Annotated in this window: 16 protein-coding genes; 14 read left to right on the forward strand and 2 right to left on the reverse strand. The window is 65.1% G+C overall.

Going from position 1 to position 16,235, the window contains the following annotated elements; all coding sequences use genetic code 11:
- Positions 1–54: 54 nt before the first annotated feature.
- The 14 genes from F2P44_RS36365 (at position 55) to F2P44_RS13965 (ending at position 13,444) form a co-directional block, all read left to right on the forward strand.
- Positions 55–579 carry a type II secretion system protein gene (locus tag F2P44_RS36365; RefSeq protein WP_167087324.1) on the forward strand — a complete coding sequence of 175 codons (525 nt, stop codon included), beginning with the start codon at positions 55–57 and terminating at the stop codon, positions 577–579.
- A 94-nt stretch (positions 580–673) separates the two neighbouring features.
- Entirely contained in the window at positions 674–1,228 is a 555-nt protein-coding gene (locus tag F2P44_RS13905; RefSeq protein WP_167087326.1) for a pilus assembly FimT family protein, read from the forward strand.
- Entirely contained in the window at positions 1,218–1,820 is a 603-nt protein-coding gene (locus F2P44_RS13910; RefSeq protein ID WP_167087327.1) for a type IV pilus modification PilV family protein, read from the forward strand. The genes F2P44_RS13905 and F2P44_RS13910 overlap by 11 nt, the downstream gene beginning before the upstream one ends.
- Complete coding sequence (locus F2P44_RS13915; RefSeq protein ID WP_167087329.1) at positions 1,817–2,659, forward strand: type II secretion system protein; 843 nt, start codon at positions 1,817–1,819, stop codon at positions 2,657–2,659. The genes F2P44_RS13910 and F2P44_RS13915 overlap by 4 nt, the downstream gene beginning before the upstream one ends.
- Entirely contained in the window at positions 2,656–3,102 is a 447-nt protein-coding gene (locus tag F2P44_RS13920; RefSeq protein WP_167087331.1) for an agglutinin biogenesis protein MshP, read from the forward strand. Before F2P44_RS13915 ends, F2P44_RS13920 begins: the two co-directional genes overlap by 4 nt.
- Before the next feature lie 905 nt (positions 3,103–4,007).
- Positions 4,008–6,215: a DUF6701 domain-containing protein gene (locus F2P44_RS13925; protein ID WP_370662689.1), complete on the forward strand. Its 2,208-nt coding sequence runs from the start codon at positions 4,008–4,010 to the stop codon at positions 6,213–6,215.
- Between the two features lie 163 nt (positions 6,216–6,378).
- A complete protein-coding gene (locus tag F2P44_RS13930; protein ID WP_167087335.1) occupies positions 6,379–7,320 on the forward strand; it encodes a type IV pilus biogenesis protein PilM in 942 nt (313 codons plus the stop codon).
- Positions 7,317–8,042 (forward strand): hypothetical protein, encoded by a 726-nt coding sequence (locus tag F2P44_RS13935; protein WP_187363314.1) that lies wholly within the window; start codon positions 7,317–7,319, stop codon positions 8,040–8,042. The genes F2P44_RS13930 and F2P44_RS13935 overlap by 4 nt, the downstream gene beginning before the upstream one ends.
- On the forward strand, positions 8,039–8,743 hold the full coding sequence (locus tag F2P44_RS13940) for a type II secretion system protein M (RefSeq protein ID WP_167087336.1): 705 nt from the start codon (positions 8,039–8,041) through the stop codon (positions 8,741–8,743). Before F2P44_RS13935 ends, F2P44_RS13940 begins: the two co-directional genes overlap by 4 nt.
- On the forward strand, positions 8,740–9,114 hold the full coding sequence (locus tag F2P44_RS13945; RefSeq protein WP_229423544.1) for a hypothetical protein: 375 nt from the start codon (positions 8,740–8,742) through the stop codon (positions 9,112–9,114). Before F2P44_RS13940 ends, F2P44_RS13945 begins: the two co-directional genes overlap by 4 nt.
- Positions 9,115–9,121: 7 nt before the next feature.
- Positions 9,122–10,897: a pilus (MSHA type) biogenesis protein MshL gene (mshL, locus tag F2P44_RS13950; protein WP_167087341.1), complete on the forward strand. Its 1,776-nt coding sequence runs from the start codon at positions 9,122–9,124 to the stop codon at positions 10,895–10,897.
- Position 10,898: 1 nt separating this feature from the next.
- Positions 10,899–11,789 carry an ExeA family protein gene (locus tag F2P44_RS13955; RefSeq protein WP_167087343.1) on the forward strand — a complete coding sequence of 297 codons (891 nt, stop codon included), beginning with the start codon at positions 10,899–10,901 and terminating at the stop codon, positions 11,787–11,789.
- On the forward strand, positions 11,786–12,916 hold the full coding sequence (locus F2P44_RS13960; protein ID WP_167087345.1) for a tetratricopeptide repeat protein: 1,131 nt from the start codon (positions 11,786–11,788) through the stop codon (positions 12,914–12,916). Before F2P44_RS13955 ends, F2P44_RS13960 begins: the two co-directional genes overlap by 4 nt.
- Positions 12,917–12,988: 72 nt before the next feature.
- On the forward strand, positions 12,989–13,444 hold the full coding sequence (locus F2P44_RS13965; protein WP_167087347.1) for a GNAT family N-acetyltransferase: 456 nt from the start codon (positions 12,989–12,991) through the stop codon (positions 13,442–13,444).
- 8 nt (positions 13,445–13,452) lie between these two features.
- Here F2P44_RS13965 and F2P44_RS13970 read toward each other — a convergent pair whose 3' ends face one another.
- Together F2P44_RS13970 and F2P44_RS13975 are read right to left on the reverse strand one after the other, a co-directional pair.
- Positions 13,453–14,550 (reverse strand): HD-GYP domain-containing protein, encoded by a 1,098-nt coding sequence (locus tag F2P44_RS13970; RefSeq protein ID WP_167087349.1) that lies wholly within the window; start codon positions 14,548–14,550, stop codon positions 13,453–13,455.
- A 22-nt stretch (positions 14,551–14,572) separates the two neighbouring features.
- Entirely contained in the window at positions 14,573–15,730 is a 1,158-nt protein-coding gene (locus F2P44_RS13975) for a pyridoxal phosphate-dependent aminotransferase (protein WP_167087351.1), read from the reverse strand.
- Between the last annotated feature and the right edge of the window lie 505 nt (positions 15,731–16,235).

Raw genomic sequence — 16,235 nt, forward strand, 5'->3', positions numbered from 1 at the left:
TGTTTCTGTTACGCACCTCACATTTCACTGCTTAAATCGAATTTGGAGATCCACATGAAAATGCAATCCCACGGTAAGTTCATTCGCACCACCCAAGCCGGCTTCACCCTGATCGAACTGATCGTTGTGATCGTCATTCTCGGCATCCTCGCGGCCACCGCGCTGCCAAAATTCGCCGACCTCGGCGGTGACGCCCGCAGCGCCACCATGAAGGCTGCCAAGGGTTCGCTGGAAGCGGTCTCGGCCATGGTGCACGGCAAGTTCCTGATCGCCCCAAGCGCGACCGTGTCGCTCGAAGGCACCGCGGTGACCGTGGCCAACGGGTATCCGACCGGCAACGCCGCCCTGCTCGAAGCAGCCGGCTTGAAGGATACCGACTACCAGCTGATCACCACCGCGCAAAGCTCGGTCAATACCCCGACCACCATTGCCGGCGAAGTGGCGATCGTGCCGCTGAGCGTGTCGGGCACGGTCAAGGGCTTGAACTGCTACGTGCACTACAAGCCAGCCGTCGCGCCAGTGGCCCCGGCCACCGATGCGACCCCGCCGGTGATCACTGTCAAAGCAACGTCCTGCTAAGCCGTACCGAGTGACTGGCTCACTGGCGCAGAGAAACACGGGCATCGCGGCCAAGGCCGCTGTCCGCTGCGCCAGTCGGGCCGGCAACTTCCCCATGAGCGGCATCCCCCGGCGCCACGGCAAGCCTCTCCAGCAGGGTTTCACGCTGGTCGAGCTGATCGTGGTCATGGTGATCATCGGCATCCTCGGCGCCGCCGCCGCCACCCGCTATTTCGACCGCGCCGTGTACGACGCGGCCGCCTTTACCGAACAAGCCCGCTCCCTGATCCGCTATGGCCAGAAAGTGGCCGTCGCCCAGAACCGCCCGGTGTTCGTGCGGCTCGACGGCAACAGCGTGGCGCTGTGCTTCGTGTACCAGGCCGACGGCAGCTGTGCCGCCAACCAGCGCGTCATGTCTCCCTCCGCCAATAATACCGCCAGCACCAATACGCTGGCCGGCTGCAGCAATTCGACCAGTTGGGCCTGCGAAGGCAATCCGCCCGGCGTGACCTACACCAGCAATCCCGCCACCGCCTTCTTTTCCTACGATGCGCTGGGCCGTCCCGCCAACGTGGGCGCGGCCTTGTTCACCAGGATGAGCATGACCGTCAAGTCCGGCGCCAGCAGCGTCGCCCTGGTGGTGGAAGCCGATACCGGCCATGTGCACTGAGCGCGCCCGCATCCTTGCTTACCAGCGCGGCATCAGCTTTGTCGAGCTGATCATCTTCATGGTGATCATCGGGGTCGGCCTGGCCGGCATCCTCAACGCCATGAACCTGACCACCCGGGTCAGCGCCGACCCGCTGGTGCGCAAGCAGGCGCTGATGCTGGCCGAGGGCTTGATGGAAGAAGTCCAGCTGGCCCGCTTTACCTTTTGCGATGCCACCGACGACCAGGTCGAATCGGCCAACGGCGCGGCGATTGGCCCGGCCGCTTGCGCCGCCCTGGTCGAGAACGTCGGCAACGAGGCCGGCGGCACGCGTCCGTATGACAACGTCAACGATTATGTGGCCGCCTACGGCACAGCAACGGAAGCCTTCCTGAGCGCCGGCAAGCTGAGCGACGCGGCCGGGCAGGAAATCCCCTTGCCCGGCTACACCGCCAGGCTGACCGTGACGCCCACCAGCCTGCTGGGACCGGCGGGCGCCGGCTTGCCGCAATCGGAAGCCCTGTGGATCCGGGTGGCGGTGTCGTACAACAATGTCGAAACGGTGGTGCTGGACGGCTACCGCGCGCGCTACGCACCGAATTCGCCGCCATGATGCCGCCGCGTTCACGCCAGCACGGCTTTACCCTGGTCGAGGCGATCGTCGTGATCGTCATCACCGGCATTTTGGGCGGCATCGTCGCCACCTTCCTGCGCCTGCCGGTGCAAAACTATGTCGACAGCGCCGGCCGCGCCGAACTGACCGACGTGGCCGACACGGCCGTGCGGCGCATGGTGCGCGAAATCCGCCTGGCGCTGCCGAACACGGTGCGCGTGGCAGGCGCGGCGAAAACCTCGATCGAGTTCGTGCCGACCAAGACGGGCGGGCGCTACCTGGCCGCCGAGGATGTCGAGGCCGGCCAGCACCTGAACTTCGTCAACAGCGCCGATCTCGACTTCCGCGTGGTCGGCCCGCTGCAGGGCGGGACCCAGCAGATCGTGGCCGGCGACACCGTGGTGGTCAACAACATGGCCATCGATGGCGACCTGGCCAATGTGTACGCGGCGGTGCCGACCAACCGCGCCCAGGTGACGGCGGTGGATGCGGCCAACAAGCTCGTCACCTTGGCGGCGAATCCCTTCGCCGTGCAAAATCCGCCCCTGGCCCATCCGCTGCACCGCTTCCAGGTGACCGGCCAGCCGGTCACCTACAGCTGCGCCAACGGCATGCTGTACCGGCACGCCAACTACGGCTTCAAGGCGGTCCAGGATCCGCTGCCGAGCGCCGCGCCGGCGGTCCTGGCGACCAATGTGGAGTCCTGCGAATTCGATTATTCCGTCGTCGGCAATACGCGCGCGGCGCTGGTACGCCTGACGTTGACCTTGCGCCGGCCGAGTGGCAGCGACGGCGCCATCCGCCTGATCCAGGTGGTGCACGTGGACAATAACCCATGAAACGCTTTCCGAACCTGGGGCGCATGCGCGGCGTGAGCCTGGTCACCGCCATCTTCCTGCTGGTGGTACTGGCCGGGCTGGCGGTGGCGATGGTGACCCTGGCCACCAGTGCCCAAACCACGTCGGCGCTCGACTTGCAGGGTACGCGCGCCTACCTGTCGGCGCGTGCCGGCGCCGAATGGGGCGTGTACCAGGTCACGCGGGTCAATGGGGCCTGCGCCAGCAGCACCTTTCCGATGCCGGCCGACAGCACCCTGGCCGCCATGAAGGTGACGGTGATCTGCACGCGCACGCTCGACACGGTCAGCAAGCTGCAGCGCTACACGGTGCTGAGCACGGCCTGCAACACCCCCGGCAGCGGCGCTTGCCCCAGTCCGACCAACAACATCGACTATGTGCAGCGCGTGGTGCACGTCGAATTCAGCGAGCCGGGGCAGCCATGACGCAGCGCATCGACAGGTTCTGGCGCGCCGCGCTGGCGATTGGGTGCGGCGCCGGCCTGCTGCTGGCCAGCCTGCCGGCCCGCGCCGACACGCCGATCGCGCTGTTCAAGAGCTACGCGGGGCGGCTGAACTTCACCGGCACCCAGAAGACCATGCGCACCGGGGCTAACGGCAGCAACCCTTGCTCGATCAATAACGGGGTGCTGACGGCCAAGCTGGCCGGCATTCCCGCCACCGCCAAGATCGTCAGCGCACACCTGTACTGGGCCGGGTCGAGCAGCACGCCCGACTATAGCGTGAGCATGGATGGGGTGGCGCTGAGCGCGCCGGCCAACCGCCGCTTCACCACCGCGACCATCGGCTACAATTTTTTTTCGGGCGCGGTCGACGTGACCGCGCAAGTGACGGCGAAACGTAATGCCGACTACACCTTTTCCAATCTCACCATCGACAACTCGTCCACCTACTGCGGGGTGGAAGGGGTGGTGGGCGGCTTTTCGCTGCTGGCGATCTATTCGGAGCCGAACGAAACATTCCGCGTGCTCAATCTGTACGAGGGCTTCCAGTACATCCGCACTTATGGCGCCGACAATATCAAGGTCAGCCTGAACCTGAGCAATTTCAGGACGCCATCGCCGCTGGGCAGCGCCACCGGCCGCATCGCCCACGTGACCTGGGAAGGCGACAGTTCGCTGTCCGGCGGCGGCGAAAACCTCAAGTTCAACGGTTCCGAGATGGTCGACGCGGCCAATCCCACCGGCAACCAGTTCAATTCCACCAGCAATATCGGCGCCACGGTCGACAACCTGTCATACGGCATCGATTTTGATTCCTACCTGCTGGCCAGCCCCAAGCTGTTCGCCGGCCAGACCACCGCCTCCATGCTGTACGAGTCGGGCCAGGACATGGTCTTGCTGAACGCCGAAATCGTCTCGGTGCCGAACGTCGACGTGGCCGACCTGTCGCTGGCGATCGCGCTGACGGGCACGCCGGCGCGCGGCAGCAATGTCAACCTGATCCACACGGTCACCAACCTGGGCCCCTTGCCGGACGCCGGGCCGATCACGGTCAGGCACACCCTGGCCAACGGCCTGACGTACCAGTCCTCGTCCGGCACCGGCTGGAGCTGCGCCGCCAGCGGCCAGGTGGTGACCTGCACCAGCGCCGAGTCGCTCGACGTGAACGAGTCGGCGCCGGCACTGACCATCACCGCCAGGATCGGCATCACCGCACCCAACAGCATGACCAGCAGCGCGACCGTCAGCGGCTTGCAGTTCGATAATGACATGGCCAATAACAGCGCCAGCAATACCATCACCTTCAGCAGTGCGCGCTATGTGTTTACCAATATGCCGTGCGAAGTCGGGGTCGCGTTCGGTACTCCCGGCAAATGCAATCTGCTCAGCGTGCCGACCTTGCAGGCGGGAGTGCAGTCGCCCGTGTATGTGACCTTTGTCGACAGCAGCTTCAAACCGGCCGTGCCGCCATCGTCCACGCCGACCCTGCAATTCTCGTTTCGCTGCGTCAATCCCACTACCGGCGCCGGCGGTGTGGCCAGACTCAAGGGCGTGGCGCTGAAAGCCTGCATTTCCAGCACCGCCTTGCAAAGCGCGACCCAGTGGCAAGGCATCGCCATGGCGTTTGCGACCGGCTCGCCGAGCAGCGCGCTGATGCAGTTCGTGTATGGCGACGTGGGCATGATCGAGCTGTTTCTGTCGGAAACGGCGTCCGCCGTGGCCCTGACCAGCACCAGCGGCCAGTTCGTGGTCAGGCCGTATAAATTTGCCTTGAGCACGCCCTTGAGCAACCCGGCCGGCGCGGTCGCCGCCGACGACATGACGGCCGACATCGGCCGCTTCTGGAAGGCTGGCGCCGGCTTTACGCTGAACGTGGTGGCGCAAGCGGCCGACAGCAGCCCGACCCCCAATTTTGGCCAGGAAACCACGCCGCAAGGGGTGGAGCTGCTCACCACGCCGACCATCGATTCCACCAATTTCGCCATCCCCGGCGACCCCAATTCGGACACCTTGCCGTTCGCCGACATGGCAAGCGAGCCGGGCGACCCGGTGCCCAAGGTGGAGGGCAGTTTCGGGGCCTTCAGCGCGGGCGCGGCCACGGGCGCGAACTTCACGTTCGCCGAGGCCGGCATCGTCAACGTGAGCGTGCACATGAATGGCGGCACGTATCTCGGGGTTGAGGATGTGGCCAGCGATGGCGTCGCCCTGGGCCGCTTTTACCCTGACCATTTCCGCACCGCCGTGCCGATCGCGATCTTTTGTGCCGCGCCGCATCCGCTCAATTGCCAGAATATCGGGCTGCATTACTCGAAGCAGCCGATCCAGACCATCGTGACTGCCTACAATGCCGCGGGCAATATCACCAAGTTTTACCAGGGCAAGTTCGTCAAGTCGCCCAAGCTGCTGCCCTACACTGCCTTGGGCGGGCTGACCCTGGCCGCCTCGGGCACGCTGACGCCGAGCCCGATCGCCAACGCCGCCAGCGTGTTCGTGCAGGGCAGCGCCACGGTCTGGCCGAGTTTCGATTTTGCGGCCAGCAGCATGGCGGCGGTCGATATCTACCTGCGCGCCAGCGATGCCGACCTGGTCACCTCGGGCCGCTCCGGCCTGTCAGTCGAGGGCGCCACCAAGATCGTACGCGGACGCTTGCTGGTCGAAAACGCCTTCGGTTCGGAATTGCTGGCGCTGCCGGTCGTGATGCGCGCCCAATACTGGACCGGCACCACGGCCAGCGATGGGCGCTGGGCCGACAGCCGTACCGACAGCATCAGCATCGTCGCCACGCCGGTGGCCGGCTCGGGCGTGGTGTCCTTCCCGCACAGCGTCACCGCCAGCCAGCTGGTGCTGAGCTATTCGCAATGCCTGAAAAACATGGCCGCGTGCAGCACGGGCACGCCGCTTCCCGATCCCAAGGCCACGCTCGGCAATGCGAAGATGGTCGACGGCCTGGTGAAGTTCAAGTTCGCGCCGACCAACAAGACCGGCAGCGTGAACGTGAGCGTCAACCAGCCGGCCTGGCTGCCGGCGGCGGCCGGCAAGCTGACCTTCGGCGTGTACAAACCGACGCCGCTGATTTACATCCGCGAAGTTTTTTGATGGCTTCGTGTAAAGTACATTCCATCCTGCTACGGCTATGCGGTGGAAATAAGACGGTTTTAGTTGCCGATCGCAAATTTCGTGTTAAATCGCGGCGAAACTTGAATATAATCAAGACGCTACCGGGCGAACTTCGCGCGCTGTATTGATAGAGATTGCGGGCATGGGATTTTTCTCGAGATCAAAGAAGAAGGATGGCTTGCTGGCAATCGCCTTGCATGGCGAGGGCGTGTTCGCCGCCCGCGTCAAGCGCCAGGCCGAGGGCCTGCCGCGCGTGGCGCTGGCCGCGTTTTACCCCGCCGACAAGGGTGGCGGCCCGGACATGCTGGAAAAGACGGGCAAGGACTTGCACGCCAGTAGTTTTCGCTGCTCGACCGTGCTCGGCGCCGGCGAATACCAGTTGCTGTCGGTGGAGTCGCCCAATGTGCCGGCCGACGAGCTGCGCACCGCCGTGCGCTGGCGCCTGAAAGACATGCTCGACTTTCCCGCCGACCAGGCCAGCATCGACGTGCTTGATATTCCCACCGATAAAGCCCAGGGCCGCAGCCAGTCGCTGTTTGCCGTGGCCGCACGCAACAGCCTGATCGAAAGCCGCCAGAACCGCTTCGTCGATGCCGGCGTGCCGCTGGCCGTGATCGACATTCCCGAAATGGCGCAGCGAAATATCTCGGCCTTGCTCGAACCGGAAGGGCGCGGCGTGGCCATGCTCTCGTTCAGCACCGACGGGGGCTTGCTGACCGTCACCTACAAGGGCGAGCTGTACCTGGCGCGCCGCATCGATGTGACTCTGGATCAATTGCTCGACAGCGATCATGATCGCAAGCACGTGTGCTACGACAAGATCACCCTCGAGTTGCAGCGCTCGCTCGACCATTTCGACCGTCAGTACAACTTCATCAATGTCTCGAAACTGGTGCTGGCGCCGACCGGCGCGAGCGGCCTTGACGAATACCTGTCCAGCAATCTGTACACCAAGGTCGAATCGCTCGACCTGGCCTCGGTGCTGGATCTGGGCGGCGTGCCGGAACTGGCTGCGCTGGCCCAGCAGCAGCGCTTCTTCCTGACCCTGGGCGCGGCGCTGCGGCAAGAGGAGGCCGCCTCTTGAGCCAGCAGATCAATCTATTCAACCCCGAATTTCTCACACAGAAGAAGGTCTTCACGTCCAGCGCCATGCTGCTCGCGCTCGGCGTGCTGGTGGCCGGCGCCCTGGCGCTGGTGATCATGGGCCGCCACAGCGTGTCCGTGCTCGAAGCGGAAGCGGCCGCCGGCGCCGAGCAGTTGGACCTGAAAAAGAAGCGCCAGGCCAGCGCCATGGTGGAATTCGCCCCGCGCCAGAAAAGCAAGGAACTCGATAACGAGATCGCCAGCGCGGAAGCCGAACTGGCCGCGCTGCACCAGGTGGCCGCTGTGCTCAACGGCAAGTCCATGAGCGACGCGCGCAAGGGCTATTCGCGCTTTTTCAAGGCGCTGGCGCGCCAGTCCACGGGCGAGCTGTGGCTGACCGGGGTGCGCATCGGCGGCGCCGAATCGCGCATCGCCTTGCAGGGCAGGGCGCTCGACGCCAAGCTGGTGCCGGCCTACGTCAACCGGCTCACGCGCGAACCGGCCATGCAGGGCAAGAGCTTTTCCAGCCTGCAAATCAGCCGCGCCCGTTTGCAGGTCGATGGCAAGGAGTCGGAAGACCCGTCCCAGCTGGCGCCGTATATCGATTTCACCCTGCAGGATGTGGCGGCTGAGCGGGTGGCGGCATCGGCCGTCGCTTCGTCCGCCCCGCCCGCCGAGCTGGCGCAAGTGGCAGCCAGGATCAAGGCGGAGACCGCCAAATGAAAGCGCGCCTGCTCAAGCTGCAATTGAAAATCGATGCGATGAGCGTGCGCGAGCGTGCCATGGTGTTCGGCGCCACCGTTGGCGTGATCGTGTTCATCATGTTCTCCATGCTGTTCGACCCGCTGTTCGCGCGCCAGAAAACCTTGCGCAGCCAGATCAGCCAGCAACAAAACAATATGCAGGGAATCGATGCCGAAATCACGGCCCTGGTGCAAGCCCACGCGCTCGACCCGGACCTGGCCAGCAAGGCGCGCCTGAAGGCGCTCAAGGCGAACAGCGCCACCCTCTCGGACAGCCTGCGCACGGCGCACAACAGCCTGGTGGCGCCGGAACGCATTGCACCGCTGCTCGAAACGATCCTCAAGGCCAATGGCCGGCTGCGCCTGGTAGGCCTGAAAAGCTTGCCGGTGACGGCCTACGACGGCGCGTTCGAGTCCGATCCGCGTCCGCCCGAGGCGCCGGCCCCGGCCGCCGCCAGCGTGCCGCCATCCGTTCCCAGCCGCGCCATTTACCAGCACGGGGTCGAGGTGACGGTGCGCGGCAATTACCTGGACATGATCAATTACATGGATGCGCTCGAAGCCATGCCGACCCAGCTGTTCTGGGGCAAGGCCCATCTGGAGGTCGACGCGTATCCGGATGCGCGCCTGAGCCTGACGTTGTACACGCTAAGCCTGGACAAGAAATGGATGGCGCTATGAAGCCGCGCCTGCTGCTGTGCGCCGCCGCGCTGGCGTTGCAAACCCTGGCCGCCGTGGCCCAGCCGCTGGCCGACCCGACCCGCCCGCCGCCGCGCTACTACGCACCGGCCGGCGACCCGGCAACGGTGCCGGCGGCGGCGCAGGCGCAAGCGCTGCCGCAACTGCAATCGGTGCTGATCGCGCGCCATCCCGGCGGGCGCCACGTGGCCGTGATCGATGGCCAGACCGTGCGCCTGGGCGACCAGTTCAAGGGCGCGCGCGTGGCCCAGATGACGCAAACCGAAGTTGTCCTGGTGGACGGCAAGAGCCGCCGCGTATTGCGGCTGTACCCGCCGGCGCCACCGCCGCAGCGGCATAACGAGAGAGACTGACAACAGCATGCATAAACACCTCGTGATGGCAACCATGATGGCAAGCGCCGCGCTCCTGGCCGGCTGCAACGCCACGCCCAAGCGCGACACCTACGACAACATCACCGCCCAGATGGCGGCCGCCGCGCGCCCCGTGCCCGCCACGGCGCGCCCCGACGACGCCGTGGCGGCGGCCCTGCTGCCGCCGGTGGCGGCGCTGGCCGGGCAATTGCCCAAGTCGCGCCAGGCGCTCGAAGAACGCTTCAACGTCAGTTTCAACAATGTGCCGGCGCAGCAGTTTTTCAATTCGATTGCCACTGGCACGCGCTACAACATGCTGGTCCATCCCGAGGTCGGCGGCAACATCAGCGCCAACCTGAAGGACGTGACCCTGGCCGAAGCGCTCGACGCGGTGCGCGAAATGTACGGCTACGATTACCGGATCGAGGGCAACCGCGTCTCGATCAAGCCGCTCACCATGCAGACGCGCATGTTCCAGGTCAACTACTTGGTGGGCAACCGCAAGGGCAAGTCGAACCTGCGCGTGACCTCCACTTCCGTGGCCAATGCCGGCACCAGCAACAGCGGCGGCGGCAGTGGCGGCTCGGGGCAGGGCAACAATAACAGCAGCAATAACAACCAGAGCGGCGGCAGCGGCGCCACCACCGAGCGTTCCGACAGCAGCAACGTGAGCACCACCTCGGACAGCGATTTCTGGGTCGAGCTCAAGGCCTCGATAGTCGCGATTGTCGGCGCGAAGGAAGATGGCCGCACGGTGGTGGTCAATCCGCAATCGGGCGTGGTGGTGATCCGGGCCATGCCGGAGGAATTGCGCAATGTCGACCTGTTCCTGAAAGCGACCCAGCTGTCGGTTGGGCGCCAGGTGATTTTGGAAGCCAAGATCCTTGAAGTGGAATTGAACGACAGCTACCAGAGCGGCATCAACTGGGCCTCGTTCGCGTCCTTCCCCGGCTCGCACGGCAACCGCGTCTCGACCGGTTTCCTCACGCCCGGCACCACCCTGGCGCCGCTGCCGTTCGGCACCGGCCAGCCACCAATCATCAGCGATGGCAAGACGATTGCCGCCAGCACCGGCTTCCTGCTCTCGAACGCGGCTTCGGCGGCCGGATCGATGTTCGGGTTGGCCTTCCAGACCAGCAATTTTGCCGCGCTGATTTCCTTCCTGGAATCGCAGGGCACCGTCCACGTGCTGTCGAGTCCGCGCATTGCCACGATCAACAACCAGAAAGCCGTGCTCAAGATCGGCACCGACGAGTTTTACGTGACCGGCGTGTCGACCACCACCAGCACGGGCGACAACAACAATACGGTCAGCCCGAGCGTGACCTTGCAACCCTTCTTTTCCGGCGTGGTGCTCGACGTGACCCCGCAGATCGATGACAAGGGCAATATTTTGCTGCACGTGCATCCTTCGGTCAGCCAGGTGACGACGATCAACAAGTCCGTCAGCCTGGGCAGCGCCGGCAATCTCAGCCTGCCGCTGGCGGCTTCCTCCACCTCGGAAATCGACAGCATGGTGCGCGGCCAGGATGGGCGGGTGGTGGCCATTGGCGGCCTGATGCGCCAATCCTCGACCGCCGACGGCTCGCAGGTGCCGGGCGCGGGCAGCGTGCCGCTGATCGGCGGACTGTTCCGCAACAAGGCCAACGTCAACCAGAAGCGCGAGCTGGTAGTGCTGATCAAGCCGACCATCGTCGACGGCCCCAACGGCTGGAACCAGGACTTGCTCGACACCAGCCGCCGCTTCGACGACCTGGACCCGAACGCGGCGGGGCGCCGCTGACATGTACACCTCGCACTTCGGCCTGCGCGAAGTCCCGTTCGGCATCACGCCGGACACGAGTTTCTTTTTCACCAGCCCGGATTCGCAGGAAGCGCTCAATACCCTGCTGGTGGCCGCCCGGAATGGCGAAGGCTTCATCAAGATCACCGGCGAAGTCGGCACCGGCAAGACGCTGCTGTGCCGCAAGTTCATGGCGACCCTGGGCGACGCTTTCTTCACCGCCTACATTCCCAACCCGTATCTGGAGCCGCGCACCCTGATGCTGGCCCTGGCCGACGAACTGGAAGTGGTGCTGGACACGAATGTCGACCAGCATCAGTTGATCAAGGCCATCACGAACAGGCTGCTGGCCTTGGCCAATGAGGGCAAGCGCGTGCTGCTGTGCCTGGACGAAGCGCAGGCGATTCCCATCGACAGCCTGGAAGCGCTGCGCCTGCTGACCAATCTGGAAACCGAAAAACGCAAGCTGCTGCAAATCGTGCTGTTCGGCCAGCCCGAGCTGAACCGCAACCTGGCCCTGCGGTCGATCCGCCAGCTGGCCCAGCGCATCACCTTTCACTACCATCTGGGACCGCTGACCCGCGACGATGTGGAGTATTACCTGGCGCACCGGCTGCGGGTGGCCGGGTTTACCGGCGCGCGCCTGTTCAGCCGGCAGGCGGTGGGCGCGCTGTACACGGCCAGCGGTGGCATTCCGCGGCTGGTCAACATCCTCGCGCACAAGGCGCTGATGCTGTGCTACGGGCAGGGCAAGCAGCAAGTGAGCCGCCGCCATGTGAGCGAAGCGGTGCGCGATACCATTTCCGCCAGGCGCCGTCGGTGGCCCTGGTTTGCCGCGCTGGCGCTGGCCCTGGCGGCGGGCGGCGGACTTACCTGGGCCTTGAACACATGAGTCTGATCAACAAGATGCTGCAAGACCTCGACAAGCGCGGCTCGCCCGGTACCGATGGCGCGCCGGCCGATATCCGGCCGGTGGGGCGGGGCGAGCGCGCCGTGCCGCTGCCGCTGGTGATGGGCGCGCTGGCCGGGGTGCTGATCCTGGGTGCGGGCGCGGCGATTGGCTGGCGTTTCCTGCACCAGCAGCCGGTGGCGCCGGTGGCGGTGCCATCCGCGTCGGTAGCGCAGGTCGTGATCAGTCCGCCGGAACAGTTGCCGATGCCGGAAGCCGTGCAAGTGCCCCAGGTGGCGACGGTGGCGACCACGCCGCCGCCGCAGCAGCTTGCGGCGGTGGTGGAAAAAGCGAAGCCGGCCGTGCGCCAGGACGGGTTGGCGCAAGTTGCGGCGGTCGCGGAGAAAGCGGTGCCGCGGCCGAAGCCGGTCGCGCACAAGGACGAGACGCCAGGCGCGCCGCCGCGCGAGGCCAGTGCGGCGCCGCTCAAGGACAAACCAGCCGTTCCTGCGGCCCACGCAAAAACGGTGGCGCTGGCGCCCCAGGAAGGCCGCCAGGCGGTGGGCGGGCAGGGCGCCGAGGGTGCTTACCGGCGCGCGCTGGCCGCCTTGCAGGAGGGGCGCGTGACCGAGGCGGTGGCGCAGCTGGAGCAGGCGCTTGGCATCGATGCGCGCCATGAGGCGGCGCGCCAGACGCTGGTCGGCATCCTGATCGAACAGCGCCGCAGCGCCGAGGCGATGCGTTTGTTGCAGGCCGGCCTGGCGCTCGATGCCAGGCAGCCGGCCTTGGCGATGCTGCTGGCGCGCATGCAGATCGACAGCGGCGCGTCCGGGGTCGGGACCCTGATGGCGAGTTTGCCGGCTGCTGTGGGCAATGGCGAGTACCACGGCTTCCTGGCCGGGGCGTTGCAGCGCGAGCGGCGCCACCAGGAGGCGGTGGAGCAGTATCAGGCCGCGCTGCGCGGCACGCCCGACAATAGTGTCTGGTGGATGGGACTGGGAATCTCGCTGGAGGCGGAGAAGCGGCTGCCGGAAGCGCTGGCGGCGTTCCAGCGCGCCAGGGCGGCGGGGAATCTGTCGCCGGAGTTGCAGGGCTTTGTCGAGCGCAAGGTGGGCGCATTGGGCCGCTGAAACGCCCCGGCCCTGCGACGTTTGGAAACTTGACGTATTATTATTCTCCTACGTCAACTTCCTTGTTCAGCCATGACCATCGCCATCGAATCTCCCGACCAGCCTGACGTGATCGCCCTCATCGCCGAACTCGATGCCTACCAGGACAGCCTGTACCCGCCCGAGTGCCGGTATGCGCTGGACCTGGCATCGTTGAAGCAATCGCATGTGCTGTTTGCCGTGGCGCGGGCGAGTACGGGCCAGGCCATCGGTTGCGGGGCGATCGTTCTCGGCCCTGAATTTGGCGAAGTCAAACGCCTGTATGTCAGCCCGCAGGGCCGGGGGCAAGGCGTGGCCAGGGGGCTCATGGCACTGCTCGAAGCGCGGGCCATGGCGTGCGGCTGTCAGGTGTTCAGGCTGGAAACCGGACCGTTCCAGCCCGAGGCGCTGGGAATGTATGCAGCGGGCGGCTATGCGCGGCGGGGACCATATGGCGACTACAAGGATGACCCGATGAGCATCTTCATGGAAAAACGCGTCGCAGCCTGAGGCAAGCGCTACAAGGTCGCCAGTTCGCCCCAGATCTGCTTCATCGGAAAGCGCAATTTCGCATGGTCTTCATGCAGGGCTTCCGCAATTGCACAGCCCGGCTGGCTGGTCATGCGCTGCTGCGACTCGGGCAGGCTCTTGCCGTCGGCCGAGCGCAGCACATGGACTGCCAGACCCGCGCCGTCCTCGTCGCGGCGCGACACTACGCCCAGCTCCGCATTCTCCAGCCGCACCAGCGTGCCGGGCGGATAGGCGCCGATCTGGGTGGCGAAGTGCCCGAGCACGATCTGGTCGTACGGCATTTCATTACCTACGGATAAACGTTGCAGCGCCATCGGCGGCAGCAGGGAACGCCGGTAATTGCGCGCCGAAACGAAGGCGCAATAACGGTCGGCCAGCCCGATCAGCTTGGCGTTTTGCGAAATCTCGTCGCCCAGCTTGCCGGCTGGATACCCGCTGCCATCGTCATTTTCGTGATGCATCAGCACCAGGTCGAGCCAGGATTCATCGCTGACGCCGGCGAAGCGCAGCATCTCGACGCTGGCCGACGGATGGCGCCGCACCAGTGCCCGTTCTTCGTGCGACAGGGCGCCATCCTTGTTCTGGAACTGGTCGGCCTGGCGCACCATGCCCACGTTCATGCTCAGGGCCGCCGCTGTGATCACCAGCAGTTCGGCGGGCGTCTTTTGCATGGCGCGCGCGATCAGGCAGGCGACCACGGCCGTTTCGGTGCAATGACGCACGGCATAGGCGCCGGCGATCTGGTTCAGGAAAATGGCCGCCAGGGCGACGTCGGCATCGCGTTCGACGGTGGCGATCAGGTCCTGGGCGATGGCGCGCAGTTCGCGGTCGGCGCTGCCCTGGTCGCGCAAGTCCATCAGGGTGCGTTCGAGGCGGCGGTTAATTTGATTTAACGATTGCAGCACCGATACCGGCGACGACGCCTCGGCATACAGTCCCGCTTCGATCCAGTCGTCGAGCTGGCCGGGGGCGAGCACCTGGCCTTTTTGCAGCAGCGGACGGTTGGAGGAGGGCGTGCTGAAAATATCCCAGCGCAGGGGTTCGCCGAATGCCAGATCTGCCAAGGTGATGCGCCTGATTGCCATGATGATGTTCCAGCCCCGTGAATCAAAGTCTGGCCAGGCGCTCCAGCGCCAGGCGCAAGGTTTCGTCTTTCTTGGCGAAGCAAAAACGCACAATGCCGGACTCCCGTCCCTGGCTGTAAAACGCGGACACGGGGATGGCGGCGACCTTGATTTCGGTGGTCAGCCATTGTGCAAAATCCGACTCTAGTATAGGCGAAATCGCCTCATACTTGACGCACTGAAAATAAGTTCCGTCGGCTGGCAACAACGTGAAGCGCGAGCCTTTCAGGCCGTCGCGGAACAGGTCGCGCTTGCGCTGGTAAAACGCCGGCAGGTCGCGGTAGGGCGCCGGATCGGCCATGTAGGTGGCCAGGCCGTGCTGCATTGGCGTGTTGACGCTGAAGACATTGTATTGGTGGACTTTGCGGAACTCGGCCATCAGGCTGGCGGGTGCGGCGACGTAGCCGATTTTCCAGCCGGTGACGTGATAGGTCTTGCCGAAGCTCGATACGACGAAGCTGCGCTCTGCCAGTTCCGGATAGCGGCATACCGACTCGTGGCGCACGCCGTCGTAGACCATGTGTTCGTAGACTTCGTCGGACAGGATCAGGATGTCGCTGCCGCGCACGATGCCGCCCAGGGCGTGCAGGTCGGGAGCGCGCAGGATCGCGCCGGTCGGGTTGTGCGGGGTGTTGATGACGATCAGGCGGGTGCGCGGGGTGACGGCTGCGGCGACCTGGTCCCACGGGACCGTGTAGCCTTGTTCGCCGAGTTCCATCGCGACCGGCACCGGGACGCCGCCAGCCAGGGTGATGGCGGGCAGGTAGCTGTCGTAGGCCGGTTCGATGACGATCACTTCATCGCCCGGGTGTACGCAGCACAGGATGGCGGTGGTCAGGGCCTGGGTGGCGCCGGCGGTGACGGTGATTTCGCTGGCGGGGTTGTATTGCGCGCCGTAGAGGGCGGCGATCTTGGCGGCGATGGCGTCGCGTAATGCGGGTACGCCGGTCATCATCGGATACTGGTTGTGGCCGGCGCGCATGGCGGCGTCGACGTGGTCGAGCAGGGCCGGTTCGCAGGGGAAATCGGGAAAGCCCTGGCCCAGGTTGACCGCGCCGTGCTCGCTGGCCAGCGCCGACATCAGCGAAAAGACAGTGTAGCCGACGGCGGGCAGGCGGGTTTGCAGGACGGGAGTGGACATGGAGCATTCGGTAGCTTAAGCGGACAAGTATTGTAGCTTAGCTGCATCGCACCATCCCGGCTATCAATCGCGAACCCGGATGCCGGCTGCTCAAGCCGAGGTGCCGGCGGCTGGGACCAAGCGGCCAAGCCGCTCAACTGGACGATAGCGCACGTTCTTAGCCACTAAAAACGAGAAGCCGTACCCGGCCCCACGCGAGAGGCAGTGGGTTCGGTACGGCTTTTTTGTTTAATAAAGAACAACCTGGGAGCGGCCGATTTCGCTATGGATCAGTCCGTGTCCGATTGTGGGCAATGCCCCCGTCGTAATTAACGTGCCCGAATGTCGTCACTGCCGCTATGCCCGGCACGGGAAATACGCGCTGCGTTCAACAACGCGATAGAACCACGACGAGGCCCGGGTGGCACGCTTGTTCAGTGAGCGCACCACAGGGATGTTCTGGTTGGCCGCACTGGTGGCGTTTTCGATGGCGCGGCAATTGCGGGGATCGAAGGATGGCTGCGAA

Origin of the sequence: Massilia frigida, from assembly GCF_011682175.1 — a bacterium.
Lineage (GTDB): Bacteria > Pseudomonadota > Gammaproteobacteria > Burkholderiales > Burkholderiaceae_D > Telluria_A > Telluria_A frigida.